The sequence below is a fragment of the Meridianimarinicoccus marinus genome, assembly GCF_040689105.1.
In the GTDB taxonomy this organism is placed as follows: domain Bacteria; phylum Pseudomonadota; class Alphaproteobacteria; order Rhodobacterales; family Rhodobacteraceae; genus Meridianimarinicoccus; species Meridianimarinicoccus marinus.
The window spans coordinates 69,204-89,102 of record NZ_JBFBVU010000009.1; the positions used below are offsets into that span (position 1 = coordinate 69,204).

At 65.8% G+C, this 19,899-nt stretch carries 16 protein-coding genes; 9 read left to right on the top strand and 7 right to left on the bottom strand.

Annotated features, from left to right (window positions below; genetic code table 11):
- The first annotated feature begins 94 nt into the window (after positions 1-94).
- The 7 genes from AB0T83_RS09175 (at position 95) to AB0T83_RS09205 (ending at position 10,397) form a co-directional block, all read left to right on the top strand.
- Entirely contained in the window at positions 95-1,180 is a 1,086-nt protein-coding gene (locus AB0T83_RS09175; RefSeq protein WP_366192736.1) for an ABC transporter permease, read from the top strand.
- Positions 1,181-1,185: 5 nt separating this feature from the next.
- Positions 1,186-2,883 (top strand): ABC transporter ATP-binding protein, encoded by a 1,698-nt coding sequence (locus tag AB0T83_RS09180; protein WP_366192737.1) that lies wholly within the window; start codon positions 1,186-1,188, stop codon positions 2,881-2,883.
- Positions 2,883-3,815 (top strand): GAF domain-containing protein, encoded by a 933-nt coding sequence (locus tag AB0T83_RS09185; RefSeq protein WP_366192738.1) that lies wholly within the window; start codon positions 2,883-2,885, stop codon positions 3,813-3,815. The genes AB0T83_RS09180 and AB0T83_RS09185 overlap by 1 nt, the downstream gene beginning before the upstream one ends.
- 13 nt (positions 3,816-3,828) lie before the next feature.
- Positions 3,829-6,270, top strand: a complete 2,442-nt coding sequence (nirB, locus tag AB0T83_RS09190) for a nitrite reductase large subunit NirB (protein ID WP_366192739.1) — start codon at positions 3,829-3,831, stop codon at positions 6,268-6,270.
- An 85-nt stretch (positions 6,271-6,355) separates the two neighbouring features.
- Positions 6,356-6,691, top strand: a complete 336-nt coding sequence (nirD, locus tag AB0T83_RS09195; RefSeq protein WP_366192740.1) for a nitrite reductase small subunit NirD — start codon at positions 6,356-6,358, stop codon at positions 6,689-6,691.
- A complete protein-coding gene (locus AB0T83_RS09200) occupies positions 6,691-9,339 on the top strand; it encodes a molybdopterin-dependent oxidoreductase (protein ID WP_366192741.1) in 2,649 nt (882 codons plus the stop codon). The genes nirD and AB0T83_RS09200 overlap by 1 nt, the downstream gene beginning before the upstream one ends.
- Positions 9,340-9,377: 38 nt before the next feature.
- Positions 9,378-10,397 carry an NAD(P)-dependent oxidoreductase gene (locus tag AB0T83_RS09205; protein WP_366192742.1) on the top strand — a complete coding sequence of 340 codons (1,020 nt, stop codon included), beginning with the start codon at positions 9,378-9,380 and terminating at the stop codon, positions 10,395-10,397.
- Positions 10,398-10,405: 8 nt separating this feature from the next.
- Here AB0T83_RS09205 and lpdA read toward each other — a convergent pair whose 3' ends face one another.
- The 4 genes from lpdA to AB0T83_RS09225 are packed head-to-tail and all read right to left on the bottom strand — an operon-like array spanning position 10,406 to position 15,356.
- Positions 10,406-11,785, bottom strand: a complete 1,380-nt coding sequence (lpdA, locus tag AB0T83_RS09210) for a dihydrolipoyl dehydrogenase (RefSeq protein ID WP_366192743.1) — start codon at positions 11,783-11,785, stop codon at positions 10,406-10,408.
- Positions 11,786-11,788: 3 nt separating this feature from the next.
- A complete protein-coding gene (locus tag AB0T83_RS09215; RefSeq protein ID WP_366192744.1) occupies positions 11,789-13,105 on the bottom strand; it encodes a dihydrolipoamide acetyltransferase family protein in 1,317 nt (438 codons plus the stop codon).
- On the bottom strand, positions 13,106-14,119 hold the full coding sequence (locus tag AB0T83_RS09220) for an alpha-ketoacid dehydrogenase subunit beta (protein WP_366192745.1): 1,014 nt from the start codon (positions 14,117-14,119) through the stop codon (positions 13,106-13,108).
- A 1-nt stretch (position 14,120) separates the two neighbouring features.
- A complete protein-coding gene (locus AB0T83_RS09225) occupies positions 14,121-15,356 on the bottom strand; it encodes a thiamine pyrophosphate-dependent dehydrogenase E1 component subunit alpha (RefSeq protein WP_366192746.1) in 1,236 nt (411 codons plus the stop codon).
- Positions 15,357-15,530: 174 nt separating this feature from the next.
- On the opposite strand from AB0T83_RS09225, the gene AB0T83_RS09230 reads away from it, so the two are divergent.
- Both AB0T83_RS09230 and AB0T83_RS09235 read left to right on the top strand, forming a co-directional pair.
- Positions 15,531-15,992 (top strand): Lrp/AsnC family transcriptional regulator, encoded by a 462-nt coding sequence (locus tag AB0T83_RS09230; protein ID WP_366192747.1) that lies wholly within the window; start codon positions 15,531-15,533, stop codon positions 15,990-15,992.
- A gap of 599 nt (positions 15,993-16,591) precedes the next feature.
- A complete protein-coding gene (locus AB0T83_RS09235) occupies positions 16,592-17,365 on the top strand; it encodes an IclR family transcriptional regulator (RefSeq protein WP_366192748.1) in 774 nt (257 codons plus the stop codon).
- A gap of 9 nt (positions 17,366-17,374) precedes the next feature.
- On the opposite strand, the gene comE is transcribed toward AB0T83_RS09235, so the two are convergent.
- Genes comE through hisD form a run of 3 tightly spaced genes read right to left on the bottom strand, consistent with a single transcriptional unit; the run spans position 17,375 to position 19,786 of the window.
- Positions 17,375-17,929, bottom strand: a complete 555-nt coding sequence (comE, locus tag AB0T83_RS09240) for a sulfopyruvate decarboxylase subunit beta (RefSeq protein WP_366192749.1) — start codon at positions 17,927-17,929, stop codon at positions 17,375-17,377.
- A complete protein-coding gene (locus AB0T83_RS09245) occupies positions 17,926-18,432 on the bottom strand; it encodes a sulfopyruvate decarboxylase subunit alpha (protein WP_366192795.1) in 507 nt (168 codons plus the stop codon). The genes comE and AB0T83_RS09245 overlap by 4 nt, the downstream gene beginning before the upstream one ends.
- Before the next feature lie 46 nt (positions 18,433-18,478).
- Entirely contained in the window at positions 18,479-19,786 is a 1,308-nt protein-coding gene (gene hisD / locus AB0T83_RS09250; RefSeq protein ID WP_366192750.1) for a histidinol dehydrogenase, read from the bottom strand.
- Positions 19,787-19,899 lie beyond the last annotated feature (113 nt).

A 19,899-nucleotide genomic window follows, 5' to 3' on the forward strand; every position in this document is an offset into this window, starting at 1 on the left:
CGCTCCGTCGGAGCATCGCCCCGCCCGCCATCCCGAAACTTCCTGACCTCCTGTTTTCCCGCTGGGGCCGTCCTGGCCCGAAAGGACCCGAAGAATGACCACCATCGATCCCGATTTCTCCGCCCCTGACGCCGCGCGCGAAGCCCGGCGCGCCCGGCTGTTCACCCGCATCAACACCGCCGACAACTATCTGAAAGTGCTGGGACTGGGCTGGATCACGCCGATGCTGCGCGCTGCCGCCGGGGACAACCCGAAAGCCCAGATGGGCGAGGTCTGGCGGCTGGCGGGTGTGCCGCTGGTGTCGATCGTCTGTTTCCTCAGCCTCTGGGCCTTCCTTGCGCCGCAGGTGCAGACCTCGCTGGGGGCCGTGCCCGGTCCGGCGCAGGTCTGGGAGCAGGCGGTGCAACTGAACGCCGATGCCCAGGCCAAGGCCGCCAAGAGGGAAAAATTCGAGGCGATGGTCGAAAAGCGCAACGAGAAGCTGATCGCTGCCGGCAAGGCCGACGAGGTCAAGGACATCTCCTATACCGGCGCGCCCAGCTATTACCAGCAGATCTGGACCTCGATCAAAACCGTGTTCTTCGGCTTCCTGATCGCCACCGCCGTGGCCGTGCCACTGGGCATCATGGCCGGTCTGTCGGTCACCGCCAACGCCGCGCTGAACCCGATCGTGCAGATCTTCAAGCCGGTCTCGCCGCTGGCCTGGCTGCCCATCGTGACGATGATCGTCTCGGCCACCGTGGCCACCGGCGACGGCATGTTCAGCAAGTCCTTCCTGATCTCGGCCATCACTGTGACCCTGTGTTCGCTCTGGCCAACGCTGATCAACACCTCGCTGGGCGTGGCGTCCATCGACAAGGATCTGGTCAACGTCTCGAAGGTTCTGAAAATGAACACCTGGACCAAGGTGACCAAGCTGGTGCTGCCCTCGGCCCTGCCGCTGATCTTTACCGGCCTGCGCCTGAGCCTGGGTGTCGGCTGGATGGTTCTGATCGCCGCCGAGATGTTGGCCCAGAACCCCGGCCTTGGCAAATTCGTCTGGGATGAATTCCAGAACGGCTCCAGCCAGTCGCTGGCCAAGATCATGGTCGCGGTTCTGACCATCGGCATCATCGGCTTCATGCTGGATCGCCTGATGTTCGCCATCCAGTCGCTCTTTACCTTCTCGAACAACCGGTGATCGGCATGAGCATTCTCAAGTTCGACAATGTCACCAAGTCCTTCGGCAACGGCACCCACAAGACCGAGGTGCTGAAAGGCATCGACCTGGAGGTCGAAGAGGGCGAATTTCTGGTCCTGCTGGGCTTCTCGGGCACCGGCAAGACCACGCTGATCAACCTGATGGCGGGTCTCGACAGCCCCACCACCGGCAAGGTCACCTTCAAGGACAAGCCGATCACCGGGCCGGGCCCGGAACGCGGCGTGATCTTCCAGAACTATTCGCTGATGCCCTGGCTGACCGTGGCCGGCAACGTGCGGCTGGCCATGGACAGCGTCTTTCCGAAGATGCCCAAGGCCGAGAAGGCCGAAAGGGTCGCCCATTACGTCAAGATGGTGGGCCTGTCCCATGCTGCCAGCCGCCGTCCCGCGGAACTGTCGGGCGGGATGCGCCAGCGGGTCAATGTCGCCCGCGCGCTGGCCATGAACCCGGAAGTCCTGCTGCTGGACGAGCCGCTGTCGGCGCTGGACGCTCTGACGCGGGCCAATCTGGCCGATGAGATCGAAGGCATCTGGGAGCACGACAAGAAGACCTGCGTGCTGATCACCAACGATGTGGACGAGGCGATCATCCTGGCCGACCGCATCATTCCGCTGAACCCCGACGGCACGCTGGCCGAGCCGTTCAAGGTCAACATCCCGCGCCCGCGCGACCGCATGGCGATGAACCATGACGAGGAATTCAAGCGCCTCCGCGCCGAGGTCACCAAGTACCTGATGGACGTGGGCATCGAGGCCAAGACCGAAGGCTCGCGTGCCCTGCCTGATGTGACCCCGATCCACGGCGTGCCGGCGGCGGTGGCCAAGGCGCAGGAAGGCATGATCGAGGAACGCTTCCTCGACTTCTCGCAACTGCACAAGATCTATCCGACGCCCAAGGGCCCGCTGACCGTGGTCGAGGACTTCAACCTGAAGGTCAACCGGGGTGAATTCATCAGCCTGATCGGCCATTCCGGCTGCGGCAAGTCCACGGTGCTGACCATGGCCGCCGGTCTGAACGACATCTCCAAGGGCGCCATCAAGCTGGATGGCCGCCACGTTGAAGGCGCCGATCCCGAGCGTGCCGTGGTGTTCCAGTCGCCCAACCTGTTCCCCTGGCTGAGTGCGCGCGAGAACGTCGCGATCGGCGTGGACAAGGTTTATCCCAGGGCCAGCACCGCCGAGCGTCAGGATGTGGTCGACTACTATCTGGAGCGCGTCGGGCTGGGCGACAGCATGGACAAATCTGCCTCGGACATGTCGAACGGCATGAAACAGCGGGTGGGCATTGCCCGCGCCTTCGCCTTGTCACCGAAGCTGCTGCTGCTGGATGAGCCCTTTGGGATGCTCGACAGCCTGACCCGCTGGGAACTTCAGGAAGTGCTGATGGAGGTCTGGTCGCGCACCAAGGTGACCGCCATCTGCGTCACCCACGACGTGGATGAAGCCATCCTTCTGGCCGACCGCGTGGTGATGATGACCAACGGCCCGCAGGCCACCATCGGCAAAATCACCGATGTGAAACTGCCGCGCCCGCGCACCCGCAAGGCGCTGCTGGAGCATCCGGACTACTACCTCTACCGCGAGCAGGTTCTGAGCTTCCTTGAGGAATACGAACACGGGGCCAAACCGACCCCGGCCAAAACCGCGCCCGCCAAAGACACGAAGCAGCAGGAGGCCGCGTGATGGACACGGTTCTCGACAATCCCACCCGCACCTTCATCGAAGTTACCGAAATCTGGGTGCCGAAAGACGGCCGGCTGGTGCTGGACTCCGGCAGCTACGGCACCCTTGACGGTTTCGCCGCCGCCTCGGGCGAGGAAAGCTTTGCCCTGGGCGAGGGCCTGCCCGGCAAGGCCTGGGCCGAGGCGCGCCCGGTGGTTCTGAAGGGCTTTGAAGGGTCGTATTTCAAGCGTACCGAAGCCGCTGCCGCCGCCGGCCTGACCAGCGCCGTCGCGGTGCCGGTCTTTGCCGGCGACGAGCTGCGCGCGGTTCTGGTGGTGCTGTGCGGTGATGACGCCAATCGCACCGGCGCTGTCGAGGTCTGGGAAGAAAAGGACGGCCTGTTGATGCTGGACGACGGCTATTACGGCGCCGCCAAGCATTTCGAATGGGTGTCGCAACACACGCATTTCCCGAAAGGGCAGGGGCTCCCCGGCGGGGTCTGGTCGGCCAACACGCCGATGCTGATGCGCGACCTCGGCTCGGGCTACCGCTTCATCCGCGCCGAAAGCGCCGGGGCCGCCGGTCTGACCACTGGCCTTGGCCTGCCGATCCCGGTGCCCGGCGGCAAGAGCTTCGTGCTGACCCTGCTGTCGGCCCGTGGCACCCCCATCGCCCGCCGCTTCGAGATCTGGGACGCCCGCAAGGCCAAGGTCGGCCATGCCAACGAGGCGGTTCTGGTGGACGGGATCTGCGCCCGCGAAGGCCCGTTGTGGAGCGACGAGACCGAGCGCCGCGTCAGCGCCTGGAAGGGGCTGATCGGTAAGGTTCTGGGCAGCGGTCTGCCGGTGCTGGAAAGCGGCGCGCCGGGTCTGGCGGCGGGCTACGACTCGATGGTCGCTTTGCCGATCTTCCATGGCTCCGAACTGGCGCACATCGTCGCCTGGTATTGTTGAGAGGGGATTTGAGATGAAGAAACTTGTTGTCATTGGCGCAGGCATGGCCACCGGTCGCGCGCTGGAGCATCTGTTCGACGCGGATCCCGACGCCTATGAGGTCACGCTGTTCAACGCCGAGCCGCGCGGAAACTACAACCGCATCATGCTGTCGCCGGTGCTGTCGGGCGAAAAGACCTATGAGGAAATCGTCACCCATGGCGACGACTGGTATGCACAACATGGTGTGACCTGCCGCTTCGGCGAAAAGATCGCCAAGGTGGATCTGGACCGCAAAGTGGTGGTGGCCGAGAACGGTGACGAGGTGGCGTTCGACAAGCTGCTGTTCGGCACCGGCTCGAACCCCTTCATCATCCCGCTGCCGGGACATGACCTGAAGGGCGTCATTGCCTACCGCGATCTGGAAGACACCTATGCGATGATGGACGCTGCCGGAACACCGGGCGCCAAGGCCGTGGTCATCGGCGGCGGCCTGCTGGGTCTGGAAGCGGCGGCCGGCTTGCGGATGCGCGGCATGGATGTAACCGTCGTGCACCTGATGGGCCACCTGATGGACCGCCAGCTGGACGAGGCCGCGGGCTATCTGCTGCGCAAGGCACTGACCGACCGGGGCATCCATATCCGCTGCTCGACCAACTCGAAGGAAATTCGCGGCGAAGATGGCCAGGTCAAGGCGCTGGTGCTGGACGATGGTTCGGAACTGCCCTGCGATCTGTTGGTCATGGCCGTGGGCATCCGCCCCAACGTGGCCCTTGCAAAGGACTCTGGTCTGGCCGTCGGCAAGGCGATCCACGTCGATGACCAGATGGTCACCTCGCACCCCGATGTGTTGGCGGTGGGCGAATGCGTTGAACACAACGGCGCGATCTTCGGGCTTGTCGCCCCGCTGTATGACCAGGCCAAGGTGGTCGCCAAGACCCTGCTGGGCGAAGACGCGACCTTCGTTCAGAAAGAGGTGTCCACCAAGCTCAAGGTCACCGGCTGCGACCTGTTCAGCGCCGGCGACTTTGCCGAGGGCGAGGGCCGCGAGGACATCGTGTTCCGCGACCCGGCGCGCGGCGTCTATAAGCGTCTGGTGATCGAGGGCAACACCCTGGTCGGCGCGGTCATGTACGGCGACACCGCCGACGGCAACTGGTTCTTCGGGCTGATCAAGGATCGCACCGACATCGCCGAGATGCGTGAAACCCTGATCTTCGGACCGGCCTTCCAGGGGGGCGCCCACGTGGACCCTATGGCGGCCGTTGCAGCCTTACCGGCTGACGCAGAAATCTGCGGCTGCAACGGCGTGTGCAAGGGCGACATCGTGGCGGCGATCGAAGCCGGCGCGACCGATCTGGGCGCGATCCGCGCATCGACCAAGGCCAGCGCGTCTTGCGGGACCTGTACCGGTCTGGTGGAGCAAGTGCTGTCGTCCACCCTGGGCGATGATTTCGTCCTGCCCGCCGCACAATCGGTCTGCGGCTGTACCGATCTCAGCCATGAAGACGTGCGGGTGCTGATCAAGACCAAGGAGCTGAAAAGCCAGCCCGCGGTCTGGCAGGAACTGGGCTGGAAATCCCGCGATGGCTGCCACGTCTGCCGCCCGGCGATCAATTTCTACCTGCTGGCCGACTGGCCGCTTGAGTATCAGGACGATCCGCAAAGCCGGTTCATCAACGAACGCAAGCACGCGAACATCCAGAAGGACGGCACCTATTCGGTGGTGCCGCGCATGTGGGGCGGCATGACCACCCCGGACGAATTGCGCGCCATCGCCGATGCCGCCGAGAAATACGACGTGCCCACCGTGCATGTCACCGGCGGTCAGCGCATCGACCTTCTGGGCGTCAAGGGCGAGGATCTGCCGGCGATCTGGGCCGATCTGAACAAGGCCGGGCTGGTGTCCGGGCACGCCTATTCCAAGGGTCTGCGCACGGTGAAGACCTGTGTGGGCAAGGAACATTGCCGCTTTGGCACCCAGGACAGCACCGGTCTTGGGATCAAGCTGGAAAAGCACCTTTGGGGCTCGTGGACGCCGCACAAGGTCAAGCTGGCGGTCTCGGGCTGTCCGCGCAACTGCGCCGAGGCCACCTGCAAGGACATCGGCGTGGTCTGTGTCGACAGCGGCTACCAGATCGGTGTCGGCGGCGCGGCGGGCATGGACGTGAAGGAAACCGAACGTCTGGCCGATGTCACCAGCGAGGAGGAGGTGATGGAGATCGCCAGCGCCTTCATGCAGCTTTACCGCGAGAACGCCAAATATCTGGACCGTCCCTACAAGTGGATCAAGAAGGTTGGTCTTGAGTGGGTCAAGGAACAGGTGATCGACGATCTGGACAACCGCAAGGCGCTGGCCGAGCGGTTCGAGATCTCGCAGTCGATCTACCGCAAGGACCCCTGGGCCGAACACGCGCAGGAACGCGCCGAGACCTATCAGCCGATCGCCAATCTGACGCTTCGGGCCGCCGAGTGATCCGGCCCGCACGCGTCTTCAGTTCGCAATCTTCCCGGATGCGCGGGTTCGCCCCGCCTCCGGCCACAGCCACGGAGACAACCCCATGACCAACTGGATCGACATCGGCCCGCTTGACGGCATTGCCCCGCGCGGCGCCCGTGTGGTGCGCACCGACTGGGGCTGCATCGCCGTCTTCCGCACCTCGGATGACGAGGTTTTCGCGCTGGAAGACAGCTGCCCGCACAAGAAAGGCCCGCTGTCCGAGGGCATTGTCCACGGCAAGTCGGTGACCTGCCCGCTGCACAACTGGGTGATTTCTCTGGAAACCGGTGCCGCGCAGGGGGCTGATCAGGGCCAGACCGGCACCATCGCCACCAGGGTCGAGGACGGGCGCATCCTGATGGATGAAGCCGTGTTGCAAGCGCGGAGCGCCGCCTGATGACCACCGCCGCGCAAACCCCTTCCGCCCTGCGCTCCACCTGCCCCTATTGCGGGGTCGGCTGCGGCGTGATCGCCGAGCCGGACGGAGACGGTGGGGTCAGCTTGCGCGGCGATCCCGATCACCCGGCCAACAAGGGCCGGCTGTGTTCCAAGGGCTCGGCGCTGGCCGAAACCACCGGGCTGGGGGCGCGGCTTCTGGCGCCGCAGATGGAGGGCGCCGAGACCAGCTGGGACACGGCGCTGGACCGGGTGGCGGACACTTTCCGCGACACCATTGCCGAACACGGGCCGGACAGCGTCGCCTTCTATGTCTCGGGCCAGTTGCTGACCGAGGACTATTACGTTGCCAACAAGCTCATCAAGGGCTTCATGGGCACCGCCAATATCGACACCAACTCGCGGCTGTGCATGGCCTCGACGGTGGCGGGCCACAAGCGCGCCTTCGGCACCGACACCGTGCCCGGCTCCTACGAGGATATCGAAGAGGCCGATCTGGTGGTGCTGGTCGGCTCCAACCTGGCCTGGTGCCACCCGGTTCTGTACCAGCGTCTGGCCGCGGCCAAGGCCGAACGTCCGAACCTGAAGGTCGTCACCATCGATCCGCGCCGCACCGCCACTTCGGGGCTGGCGGATCTGCATCTGGGGCTGACGCCGGGCTCGGATGTGGCGCTGTTCAACGGCCTGCTGGAAGAGGTGATCTCGCGCGGCGCGCTGGACGCCGAATTCATCGGTCAGCATGTTTCGGGCTTCCATGAAACCCGCGAGGCGGTCAGCACCACCGATCTGTCGGCCACCGGCCTGTCGGGCGAAGATCTGCGCGCCTTCTTCAACCTGTGGATCGGCACCGAGAAGGTCGTCACGATCTTCAGCCAGGGGGTGAACCAGTCCAGCTCCGGCACCGACAAGGTCAATGCCATCCTGAACTGCCACCTGGCCACCGGCCGCATCGGCAAACCCGGCATGGGGCCGTTCAGCGTCACCGGCCAGCCCAACGCCATGGGCGGGCGCGAGGTTGGCGGGCTGGCCAACATGCTGGCCTGTCACCTGGACATCGAGAACGCCGAACATCGCGCGGCGGTGCGGGGCTTCTGGGACTCGCCGGCAGTGCCGGAAACGGCCGGACTGAAGGCCGTGGACATGTTCGACGCGGTGGAAGACGGGCGGATCAAGGCGCTGTGGGTGATGTGCTCGAACCCGGCGGTGTCTATGCCCGATGCCGACCGGGTGCGCGATGCCATCGCCGCCTGTCCCTTCGTGGTTGTGTCGGACATCACCGCCGAAACCGACACGGCGCGTCTGGCCGATGTGCTGCTGCCCGCCACAGGCTGGGGCGAGAAAGACGGCACCGTCACCAATTCCGACCGCACCATCAGCCGCCAGCGCAAGTTTCTGCCGGCACCGGGGTGGGCGCGGCCCGATTGGCAGATCATCTCGGACGTGGCGGCGCGTCTGGGCTGGGGGGCGCAATTCGACTATCGCGCGCCGGTGGACATCTTCCGCGAATACGCGGCCCTGTCGGGGATCGCGGCGCGGCTGGGCCGGGATTTCGACATCTCGGGTCTGGCCGATCTGAGCGACACCGCCTATCGCGATCTCGCGCCGACGCGCTGGCCGGTCTCGGCAGCCCGAACCGGCGGCCGTTTCTTCGCCGACGGGCAGTTTTTCACCCCGGACCGCAAGGCGCGGATGCTGCCGCTGCACCCGCGCGGCCCCGGCACCGAACTGTCCGAGGACTACCCCTTCCGCCTGAACACCGGCCGGGTGCGTGACCATTGGCACACAATGACCCGCACCGCCCTGTCACCGCGCCTGAGCCGGCACATGGCCGAACCCTATCTGGAAGTGCACCCCGAGGATGCCGACCGTCTGGGCTTGCAGCCCGCAGGTCTGGCGCAGGTGGACAGCCCAAGCGGCAGCGCATTGTTGCGGGTGCTGATCTCGGATCGGATCGGCAAGGGGCAGGTATTTGCCCCGATGCACTGGTCCGATGAAACCGCCGCCCGCGCCCGCATCGACGCGCTGGTCGCCCCGGTGGTGGATCCGGTGTCTGGCCAGCCCGAAAGCAAGGCCTCGCCGGTGCGGGTGACCCCGTTCAAGGCGGCGTGGTTCGGCTTTGCCGCCACCCTGGACGCGCCCGACCCGCGCTGCGACTACTGGGCCAAGGGGCGCACCGCCACCGGCTGGCAGGTGGAACTGGCGGGGCAGACCCGTCCCGTGGACTGGGCCGCCTATGCCCGTGCCCTGTTCGGCCTGACCGAGGCCGAGGAACTGTTGGTGATCGAGGATCGCGCCCGCAACCTGACCCGCCTGGGCTTCGCCCGCGACGGCATCCTTGTGGCCAGCCTGTTCACCGGTCCCGAGCCGGTGGCCGTGCAGCGCGCCCATGTGATCGCGGCCCTTGGGGAACCAGTGGTGCCGAACCTGCTGAGCGGACGTGCCAGTGCCGCCCAGCCCGATCCCGGCGCCATCGTGTGCAGTTGCCTGAACGTCGGGATGAACACCATCCTGACCGCCATCGAGACCGAGGGGCTGGCGGATGTAAACGCCATCTCGGACCGGTTGGGCGCGGGCAGCAGTTGCGGTTCGTGCCGGCCCGAGATCCAGGCGCTTCTGGATGCGCGGCGGCATGATCTTGCGGCGGAATAGTCTTGCGCTAGGTTGAGCCCAGCAGGGAGGCGACCGCCATGAAGACTTTTCCGATGTTTCTGAAGGTGGCCGGGCGCCGCGTCATGGTTCTGGGCGGCGGCGAACAGGCGGCCCAGAAATCGCGCCTGATCCTGAAGTCCGAGGCCGAGGTGGTGCTCTGCGCGCCGCAGCTGGACGACGAACTGGTCGAACTGGTGCGCGAAGGCCGGGTCCGGCACCATGACGGGCCGATCACCCCCGATCTGATCGAAGGTGCCGCACTGGCGTTCGTGGCGACGGGCTGTCCGGGCATGGATGCGGCGCTTGCCGATCTGGTGCGCGTCGCGCGGGTGCCCGCCAACGTGGTCGATCAGCCCGATCTTTGCGACGCCTTCACGCCGTCAATCGTGGATCGCGACCCGCTGGTCGTGGCCATCGGCACCGAAGGCACCGCGCCGGTGCTGGGCCGGCAGGTCAAGACCGCTATCGAGCAGATGCTGGAGCCGCGCCTTGGCCATCTGGCCAGCCTCGCGGGCCGCATGCGCCCGGCGGTGGCGCGCGGGGTCGATCGCACCCGGCGACGCGCCTTCTGGCGATGGGTGTTCGACGGCCCGCCGCGCAAATTGCACGCCATCGGCAACGAACGCGAGGCGGCGCAGGCGTTGAAAGAGGCCATCGCACGGGGACAGGCGCCGGATGACACCGGGCTGGGCAGTATTGCCGTCGTCGCGGCCAGCGGTGGGGACGCCGACCTGATGACCCTGCGCGCGGTGCGCAAGCTGCAGGAATGCGACGTGATCTTCCATGATGCGGGGCTGGATGCGGTGCTGGAACTGGCCCGCCGCGATGCCGAGCGGGTTTGCGTCGGCCCGCGCCCCGGTGCCGTTGCCTGGCCCATGGCGCGCATCGCCGACGTGATCCTGTCCGAAGCCCAGCAAGGCCAGCACGTTGTCTGGCTGACCGGCGCACCGACGGCCGACGGGCTGGCCGAGACTGCCCGAACAATGGGCTTGTCCGTTGAGGTGGTACCGGGTGTACCGGCGGACCCGGACACCTCGGACCGCAGCCAAACCGCCTGAGCCCTGCCTCAGATGTGGAGCGCCTGACCGAGGCCCTTCAGTGCGGCCTCCTGCGTGGTTTCGCCCAGCGTTGGATGGGCGTGGATGGTGGCGGCGATGTCGGTCAGGGTCGCGCCCATCTCGATGGCCAGCGAGAATTCGCCCGCCATTTCCGCGATGCCCGCGCCCACCGCCTGAATGCCCGCGATCAGCCCGCTGTCGGGATCGTGCACAATGCGCACGAACCCATCGCTGCGGCCCAGTGTCATCGACCTTCCGTTGCCGGCCAGCGGGAACGTCGTGACGGCCAACCCCTCCTGCGCACCGGGCAGGGCGCCGACGGTGACGATCTCGGGATCGGTGAAGCAGACCGCCGGGATGGCGCGCTTGTCCCAGAGGGTGGGCAGGCCGGCCAGATGCTCGGCCACCACCACCCCTTGCGCCATGGCACGATGGGCCAGCATCGGCTCTCCGGTCACATCGCCGATGGCAAACACCCCGCGCATCGACGTGGCGCAGAAGCGATCGACGGCGATATAGGGCCCGGTCATCGACAACCCCAGATCTTCCAGCCCGAAGCCGGTGGTCACGGGCGCGCGGCCCACGGTCACCAGGATCTTGTCCGATGGTATTTCCTGCGGCCCGCCCAGCGTTTCCACCCGCAGCGCGGTGCCGTCCTCGGTCAGCCCTTGCGCCTTGGCATCCAGATGCAGACCCACGTCCAGCGCCTGAAGCCGGGCCAGAACCGGTTTGCTCAACTCGGCATCGTATTGCGGCAGGATGCTCTTGGCGGCTTCCACAAGGGTGACCCGCACCCCCAGCTTGGCCATGGCCGTGCCGATCTCCAATCCGATATAGCCCGCGCCGACCACCGACAGCCGTTTCGGAAGTTCCGGCAGCGCCAGCGCCTCGGTCGACGAGATCACCGGCCCGCCGAAGGGCAGGAACGGCAGCTCGAAGGGCCGCGCGCCGGTGGCGATGACGATGTTCTCGGCGTCGATGCGCAGGGGGCCTTCGGGGGTCGTGACCTCGACCGATTTGCCGTCCAGTACGCGGGCGTAGCCCTGCACATAGCGCGTGCCGGCCTTTTTCAGCAGGCCTGAGACACCGCCGGTCAACCGGCGCACGATCCCGTCCTTCCACGCCATGGTGCGGGAAAGATCGATGCTGGGCGCACTGGCCGAGATGCCAAGGGCATTGCCGCCCACAAGGCTGCGGACAGCGTGGAATTCATCCGCCGCGTGGATCAGTGCCTTGGAGGGGATGCAGCCCACGTTCAGACAGGTGCCGCCGGGCTTGGCGGCCTCGACAACGATGGTGTCCACGCCCAACTGGCCCGCGCGGATACCGCAGACATAGCCGCCGGGACCGGCGCCAAGGATCAGCAGTTTGCAACTGTCCTGTCTCATGCCTCACACCTCCACGAAAATCAGGGCCGGGGTTTCCAGCAGGGACTTGATCTTCTGCACGAAGACCGCCGCGTTCCAGCCGTCGATGACCCGGTGGTCGAAGCTGGCCGAGATGTTCATCATCTTGCGGGGCACGAATTGGCTTCCATCCCACATGGGTCGCATGGCGATCTTGTTGACGCCCAGAATGGCCACTTCGGGCGGGTTGATGATGGGCGTTGTGGCCAAGGCCCCCAGCGGCCCCAGCGAGGTGACGGTGATGGTCGAGCCGCTCAGTTCCTCGCGCCGCGCTTTCGAGGTGCGGGCCGCTTCGGACAGCCGCGCGATCTCGGTGGCGATGTCGTACAGGCCCAGGGCCTCCACATGGCGCAAGACCGGCACCACCAGCCCGGCATCGGTCATGGTGGCCATGCCCAGATTGACGCCCGCGTGCCGGGTAATGACCCCGGCCTCGTCATCGTAATGGGCGTTCATCTCGGGGTGATCGGGCAGGGCGCGGGCCAATACGGCGGCCAGGAAGGGCAGGAGGGTCAGCTTGGGCCGCGCGCCCCGGCTGTCGTTCAGTTTGGCGCGCAGGTCTTCCAGGGCGGTGACATCCACCTCTTCAACCACGGTGATATGGGGGATGCGGGCGTTGGCCAGCGCCATGCGCTCGGCGATCCTGCGGCGCATCCCGACCACCGGGATCTCCTCGCTGCCGATGCGGGGGCTGCGCGGCAGGCCGGGCCCGCGGCTGGCCGCCGGGTGATCGGCACGGCTGAACACCGCGTCCAGATCCTGATGGGTGATGCGCCCCGCCGGTCCGGTGCCGGGTACCTGCCGCAGGTCGATGCCGCCATCCCGCGCCCGTGCGCGGACGGACGGAGCCGCCATGGGCAACGCACCTTCGATGCGTGGGGCGTTGGCGCTTGTACTTACTGCCGGGCGGGGGCGGGCTTTTTGGGCGGGTTCCGCCGTCTTGTCGGCCTGCGCGGAGGATTTCGGTTCGGCTGATTTCGTGGTCTCGGGTTTTTTCGCGCCGTTGTCCGCCGGTGTTTCGGCTGGGGCGGGGGCCAGGGGCTGATCCTCGACCTCCTCGGCCTCGGTTTCGATCATTACCAGATCGGTGCCAATGGGCAGAACCTGCCCGATCTCGCCCGCCAGTTCGGTGATCTTGCCGGAATAGAGCGAGGGGATCTCGACCGTCGCCTTGTCGGTCATCACCGCCGCGATCACGTCATCCTCGCGCACGATGTCGCCAACCTTGACGTGCCATTCGACCAGCTCGGCCTCGGTCACGCCTTCGCCCACATCAGGAAGTTTTACCGGGAGAACCTTCATTCAAGCCTCCATCACTTGGGTCAGCGCACGCGCGATCCGCGCGGGACTTGGGAAATAATCCCATTCGGCGGCATGCGGATAGGGCGCGTCCCAGCCGGTCACCCGCAAGATCGGTGCGTGCAGATGCCAGAAGCAGGCCTCCTGCACCTCGGCGATCAGTTCCGCGCCCAGCCCGCTGGTGCGGGTGGCTTCATGCACGACCAGGCAACGCCCGGTTTTCTGGACCGAGGCGCAGATGGTGTCCACGTCCAGCGGCAGAAGGCTGCGCAGGTCGATGATCTCGGCGTCGATGCCGGTCTGCTCCACCGCCGCCTCGGCCACATAGACCATGGTGCCATAGGCCAGCACGGTGACGGCGGTGCCCTCGCGGCGGATGTCGGCCTTGCCGATGGGGATCGAATAATGCCCCTCGGGCACCTCGCCGCCGGGATGGCTGGCCCAGGTCACCGATTTGCCGGTGTGGTTGCCGTAGAACGGGCCGTTGTAGATGCGCTTGGGTTCCAGGAAGATCACCGGATCCGGATCCTCGATGGCGGCGATCAGCAGGCCCTTGGCGTCATAGGGGGTCGAGGGCAGCACCACCTTCAGACCCGCCACATGGGTGAACAGGGCCTCGGGGCTCTGGCTGTGGGTCTGGCCGCCGAAGATGCCGCCGCCGGTGGGCATCCGCACCACCAGCGGGCAGGAGAACATCTGGTTCGACCGATGGCGGATACGCGCGGCTTCCTGGGTGATCTGGTCGTAGGCGGGAAAGACGTAATCGGCGAATTGCACTTCAACGCAGGGGCGCATCCCTTGTGCTGCCATGCCCACCGCCATGCCGACGATGGCGCTTTCGTTGATCGGCGTGTCGAACACCCGTTCTTCGCCGTATTTCGTCTGCAATCCGGCGGTGCAGCGGAACACGCCGCCGAAATAGCCCACGTCCTCGCCAAAGATCAGAACCTTGGGGTCGCGGTCCAGCATCACGTCCATGGCGTCGCGCAGCGCCTCGATCATCGACATCCGGGCCATGTCAGTACCCCATTTCCTGCCGCTGGCGGCGCAGATGCGGGGGCATCTCGGCATAGACCCCCTTGAAGATGGTCGCGGGCGAGATGGGCTTGGGGTTCACGAAGGTGCCCTCGGCCTCGACCTTGCGTTGCAAGGTGACGATCTCGTCGCGGATCTGGGCCTCGGCCTGTGTGTGACGTTCCTCGGACCATTGGCCGGTCAGCACCAGGTGATCCTTCAGGCGGGTGATCGGATCGCCCAGCGGCCAGGCCAGCGCCTCGTCCTTGGGCCGGTAGGCCGACGGATCGTCCGAGGTGGAATGCGCCGCCACCCTGTAGGTGAACCATTCGATGGCCACTGGCCCGTGACCGGCCCGCGTGCGGGCCACCGCCCATCGCGACACCGCGGCCACCGCCAAGTAATCATTGCCATCGACCCGCAGCGCCGGCACCCCATAGCCTCGCGCGCGGGCGGCATAGGTGCGCGCCTTGCCCGAGGCGACACCGGTATAGGTGGAAATCGCCCACTGATTGTTGACGATGTTCAAGATCACCGGCGGCTGGTAGACCGAGGCACAGAGCAGCGCCGAGTGAAAATCGTTCGACGCGGTCGCCCCGTCGCCGATCCAGGCCGCCGCGATGGTGCCATCGCCGGACAGCGCATTGGCCATCGCCCAGCCCACCGCCTGAATATACTGGGTGCCCAGGTTGCCCGAGATGCTGAAATAGCCATAATCGCGCGACGAATGCAGCACCGGCAATTGCCGCCCCTCCAGCGGGTCAAGCTGGTTGGAATAGACCTGCCCCATCAGCTCTTCCAGCGGGTAGCCCGCCGCGATCAGCAGGCTTTGCTGGCGGTAGGTGGGGAAATTCATGTCGCCCTTGGAAAGCTGGCGCTGGAAGCCGCAGCCGATGGCCTCTTCCCCGGTGCATTGCAGGTAGAAAGAGGTTTTGCCCTGCCGCTGCGCGTTCAGAAGCCGCTGGTCGATCACCCGCATGGTCATCATGTCGCGCAAACCCTGCAACAGCGCTTCGGCGTCGATGTCGGCGATGTAATCAGCCCAGGGGCCCACAGCCTTGCCCGCATCGTTCAGCACCCGCACCATGCCGTTGGCATAGGGCCGGGCGTCGATGGCGGTCAGATCCAGCGGCGGCACGTCCAGGATCCCGGCCTCCGGGACCTCGATGGCCGAGAAATCGGGGCTTTGATCCGGGCGTGCCGGGGGGTGCGGGAAGGTCAGCTTGGGGGTTTCGGTCATGGTTGCGTCCTCCCTGAACGACGGCCGGGGTGCGGGATCCCATGTCTCCTCCCACGAGAATCGCCGCCCAGGTTCCATGATAGCCGATTTTTCGACGTGTTCTTGCTGGATTGGGCCGGGATCCCTAGGGTGCGCGCATACTTCAGCCAAAAAATACGGAATATTGGGGGAATCATGCTCAATCTCGACGAAACCGATCTGAGAATCCTGCGGGCGATGCAGCGCGACGGCAGTCTGACCGTCACCCAGATCGCCGAGATCGCCGGGATCTCGCAATCGCCTTGCTCCCGCCGCATCAACCAGATGCAGGAGGCCGGGGTGATCCTGCGCCGCCATGTGGAACTGGATCGCCGCAAGCTGGGCTTCAACGCGGTGGTGGTGACGCGGGTGAAACTGAAACGCCACGACCGCAAGGCGCTGGAGGCCTTCAAGCGCGAGATCCGCGCCATCCCCGAAATCCAGTCTGCGGTGCTGCTGCTGGGCGAATTCGACTTCCACATGCGGCTGGTGGTGCGGGACATCGATCACTACCAGACGCTGATGCAGGATCGCCTCGTAAGCTTGCCCGGCGTGCGGGAAATGCAAAGCTCGGTCATTCTGGAGGTGGTGAAGAACACCACAGCGTTGCCGCTGTGACCTTCGGGGCAGGCCGGGATAGCGACAGCTTCAAATCGAATCTGCCGTCCAGTTTTGCAGACGGTGGTCGTCAAGGAGTCACGCCGTAATCTGACTTATGTATAAAGCCGATTGCGGCGCCGGCTTCCATTGCGGCGATATCACCCCGTTGCCGTGTCTTAGGATGCCGCCAGAGAGCCCGCTTGCAGGGCTTCGTAGAGAGCGGATTCATCGGCCACAAGCATGCCACAGACCGCTTCGAACCGCTGCCGGTTCAAGACCGGCTGAACCGTGTCCCGCGCCGTGCTGGCCGAGCTCGCCGAACCGGGCCGTATGGTGACCGTCGCGCCAGCCGTCTGAGATCGTGGGAAGCCTCGCCGGCTCGAACTGCACCAGAAAGGCGATCAGCTGCACCAAGATCGGGCGATTGCGGCGCGGCGGGCCTCCACCGAGAACTGCCTGTGCAGGCGCGCGACCTCGCTGCCATCATTGGGGGTGGTTACAGGGCGCGCCGGGCCCTGGAAAACGAAACATGACAAGGGCCGCGCGGCCCTGCCCTCTCGACGCCTGCGTGGCCTTCGGGCTAGATCACGGGGGTGCGGGAAAGCGGGGCATCCCAGATGGACGAGACGGACAAGGACGGGACGATCCCCACCAACCTGCGGCTGCTGCTGGTGCTGGAAGCCATGGCCGAGGCCGGCGTGCCGGTCACCCCGACCGAAGTCAATCGCCAGTTGGGCCTGCCCAAGCCGACCATTCACCGGCTGTTCAACACGCTTGAGGACGAAGGCTTCATCCAGCGTGAATTCAACGGGCGCGGCTATGCCCCGGCCCCAAGGCTGCGGCAGCTTTCCGCCGGAGTTCTGTCGTCGCTGAGGATGCGCACCGCGCGGGTGGCGATCCTGAAACGGCTGGCCGCCGAGATCCACGAAACCTGCGTGCTCGCGGTGCCGGATCGCGACGCGATGATCGGGCTGGAGCAGGCCGAAACCCGCCACGCCCTGCGCATCCAGCTGCCGCTGCGCGCGCGGATGCCACTGTATTGCACGGCCAGCGGCAAGATGTTTCTCAGCACATTCGACGACACGCCGCTGGAAACCTATATCACGACCACCGCACTGGCCGACCGGACGCCGCGAACCATTACCGATCCCGACAGGCTTGCCGAGGCGGTGCGGCGCACGCGGGATCGCGGTTTCGGGATCGACAACGGCGAATTTCTGAACGGGATGGTGTCGCTTGCGGTGCCGGTGCTTGACGGGTCGGGCCGGTTGCTGTCTACGCTGTCCTTCCACGCCCCCGAACAGCGGCTGGCGCTAAAGGACGCGGTGCATCTGGTGCCTCAACTGCACGCCACCGCCGCGCGGCTGGGTGCGCTGATCGACGAGGCTTGAGGCGCCGCCCTAGGCCCGCACGACTGCCATGAAACGGTCGCGGATCACCACCGGATCCATGGTGATCACCGGCATCCTGGCGTTGCCGCTGTCACAGCGCACCACGATCACCGTCATCTGGCCGCTGTCCAGCGCCTCTTGCAGCGCCGGGCCGGTCTCCTCCCCGCTGCATTCCACCACGCGCTCACACCCCGCCGCCCGCGCCATGCCCGCCAGCGAAGTCTTGCCGCTGGTATAGGTCGGCTGGTCGCCGGTGGAGCCGTAAGAGCCGTTGTCGATGATCATCAGGATGTAATTGTCGGCGGGATTGTTGGCGATGGTCGGCAGGGTGCCGAGGTTGGTCAGGACCGAGCCGTCGCCGTCGATCACGATCACCGGCTTGGATTGCGCCAGCGCCAGCCCCAGACCGATGGAAGAGGCCAGCCCCATGGTGCCCAGCATGTAGAAATTGCTGGGTTGGTCGTCGATGGCGTGCAGTTCCTGACTGGGAATGCCGATGTTGCAGATGACAAGGTGATCGCGAAGGATGGGGGCGATCTCACGCAGGATTTCGGAACGGATCATTGGTCGCCATAGCCTCCCCAGAAGGACGCGTCGGTCAGCACCGCCACGGGCTTGTTGCACATGAAGCTGTATTTCAGAATCGTATCCAGCTCGGCCGCATCGGCCTGCGTGTGGAAGTGATAGGTCGGGATGTGCAACTGCGCCAGCAGCGCCTTGGTGTGCAGCGCCATCTCGACCTGGCAGGCCACCGGTTCGCGCAACTCGCCACGATAGGAAATCAGCATGGGCAGCGGCATCCGGTAGAACTGGATCAGCGTGGCCAGCGTGTTCAATGTCACGCCAAGGGCGGTGTTCTGCATGATGATCGCGGAACGCTGGCCGCCCATCCAGGCCCCGGCGCACAGGCCCATGCCCTCGTCTTCCTTGTTGGCGGGCACATGGCGGATCTCGGGGCGGCGGTCGATCTCGGCAATCACCCCGGCCAGTTGCTTGCAGGGCACCGTGGTCACGAAGGAAATGTCGTTGGCGATCAGATCCTCGGCAATCTTCTGGTCGATGGTCAGGTCAGGCGGCATGGCGGTTCCTGTGGCTGGCAAGAATGAGACGGGGTCACTGGTGGGCCCGCAAGTCGAAGCTTTCGTCGGGGAAATACTTGGCCAGCCGCACATCGGCGGCACGGGCATGGCCTTCCATGCCTTCCAGCCGGGAGATCCGCGCCGTGGCCTCGGCCACCGGGCGGGCGCCTTCGCGGGTGGCGCGCTGCCAGGTGACGATCTTCATGTATTTGTGCACCGACAAGCCGCCGGTGTAATTGGCCGCTCCGGAGGTTGGCAGCACATGGTTGGTGCCGGTGGCCTTGTCGCCAAAGGAAACGGTGGTCTCTTCGCCCAGAAACAGTGCGCCATAGCAGGTCAGCCGCTCCAGCCACCAATCCAGATCCTGCGCCTGCACGGTCAGATGTTCGGGCGCATAGCTGTCCGAGGTGGCGGCCATTTCCTCGCGGTCCGAACACAGGATCACCTCGGCATAGTCGCGCCACGCGGCTTCGGCGTTGGTACGGTTCAGCTCGGGCAGATCGGCGATCAGGGCGGGCACGCGGGCCATCACCTGTTCGGCCAGTTCGCGGCTGTCGGTAACCAGCCAGACTGGAGAGTTGTAGCCATGCTCGGCCTGGCTCACCAGATCGGTGGCGACGATATGCGGATCGGCGCTGGCATCGGCCAGCACCAGGCTGTCGGTGGGCCCGGCGATCATGTCGATGCCGACCCGGCCGAACAGCTTGCGCTTGGCCTCGGCCACATACTGATTGCCCGGTCCCACCAGAATGTCGGCGCGCGGCAGGCCGAACAGGCCAAAGGCCATGGCCGCGATCCCCTGCACCCCGCCCATCGCCAATATCCGGTCGGCGCCGCAAAGGTTGGCGGCAAAGATCACCGCCGGGGCCACGCCCTGCCCGCCGCGCGGCGGCGAACAGGCGGTGATATGGGCACAGCCCGCCACCTTGGCGGTGGTCACGGTCATGATGGCGCTGGCGATATGGCAGTACCGCCCGCCGGGAATATAGCAGCCGGCGGCATTCACCGGGATCGTCTTCTGCCCCGCAAACACCCCCGGCACCACCTCATAGGTCACATCCCGCAGCGTGGCCCTTTGCTGTTCGGCAAATCGGCGCACGTTGTCATGGGCAAAGCGGATATCGGCCTGCAACTGTGCTGGTACTTGGGCGGTGGCTGCGGCGATCTCGGCCTCGGTCAGCAGGATGCTGCCGGTCGGGCCGTCGAATTTTTGCGCATAGGCCAGTGCCGCAGCGTCGCCTCCGGCCTCGATCTCGTCCAGAATGCGGGCGACGGTGTCGCGGACATCGCTTTCGTCGGAGGCGGCGGTTCGCGTGGCCTTCTTGAGGTAGTGGCGCGCCATGGCGGCTCTCCGGCAGGTGTGGGACGGGGGCGGCACCCCCGCCGGTGGGAACCGGGAAAATCTACGCCGCACAGGCCCCTGCACGCAAGAGGAATGAGGTCGTATTATTTATT

Excerpts from the sequence above, each read along its gene's own strand:
- comE (WP_366192749.1), bottom strand. The coding sequence starts at position 17,929 with ATGATCCGTTCCGAAATCCTGCGTGAGATCGCCCCCATCCTTCGCGAT.
- AB0T83_RS09205 (WP_366192742.1), top strand. The coding sequence starts at position 9,378 with ATGAAGACTTTTCCGATGTTTCTGAAGGTGGCCGGGCGCCGCGTCATG.
- AB0T83_RS09230 (WP_366192747.1), top strand. The coding sequence starts at position 15,531 with ATGCTCAATCTCGACGAAACCGATCTGAGAATCCTGCGGGCGATGCAG.
- AB0T83_RS09215 (WP_366192744.1), bottom strand. The coding sequence starts at position 13,105 with ATGAAGGTTCTCCCGGTAAAACTTCCTGATGTGGGCGAAGGCGTGACC.
- lpdA (WP_366192743.1), bottom strand. The coding sequence starts at position 11,785 with ATGAGACAGGACAGTTGCAAACTGCTGATCCTTGGCGCCGGTCCCGGC.
- AB0T83_RS09175 (WP_366192736.1), top strand. The coding sequence starts at position 95 with ATGACCACCATCGATCCCGATTTCTCCGCCCCTGACGCCGCGCGCGAA.
- hisD (WP_366192750.1), bottom strand. The coding sequence starts at position 19,786 with ATGGCGCGCCACTACCTCAAGAAGGCCACGCGAACCGCCGCCTCCGAC.
- AB0T83_RS09180 (WP_366192737.1), top strand. The coding sequence starts at position 1,186 with ATGAGCATTCTCAAGTTCGACAATGTCACCAAGTCCTTCGGCAACGGC.
- AB0T83_RS09200 (WP_366192741.1), top strand. The coding sequence starts at position 6,691 with ATGACCACCGCCGCGCAAACCCCTTCCGCCCTGCGCTCCACCTGCCCC.
- AB0T83_RS09235 (WP_366192748.1), top strand. The coding sequence starts at position 16,592 with ATGGACGAGACGGACAAGGACGGGACGATCCCCACCAACCTGCGGCTG.
- nirB (WP_366192739.1), top strand. The coding sequence starts at position 3,829 with ATGAAGAAACTTGTTGTCATTGGCGCAGGCATGGCCACCGGTCGCGCG.
- AB0T83_RS09225 (WP_366192746.1), bottom strand. The coding sequence starts at position 15,356 with ATGACCGAAACCCCCAAGCTGACCTTCCCGCACCCCCCGGCACGCCCG.
- AB0T83_RS09185 (WP_366192738.1), top strand. The coding sequence starts at position 2,883 with ATGGACACGGTTCTCGACAATCCCACCCGCACCTTCATCGAAGTTACC.
- nirD (WP_366192740.1), top strand. The coding sequence starts at position 6,356 with ATGACCAACTGGATCGACATCGGCCCGCTTGACGGCATTGCCCCGCGC.
- AB0T83_RS09220 (WP_366192745.1), bottom strand. The coding sequence starts at position 14,119 with ATGGCCCGGATGTCGATGATCGAGGCGCTGCGCGACGCCATGGACGTG.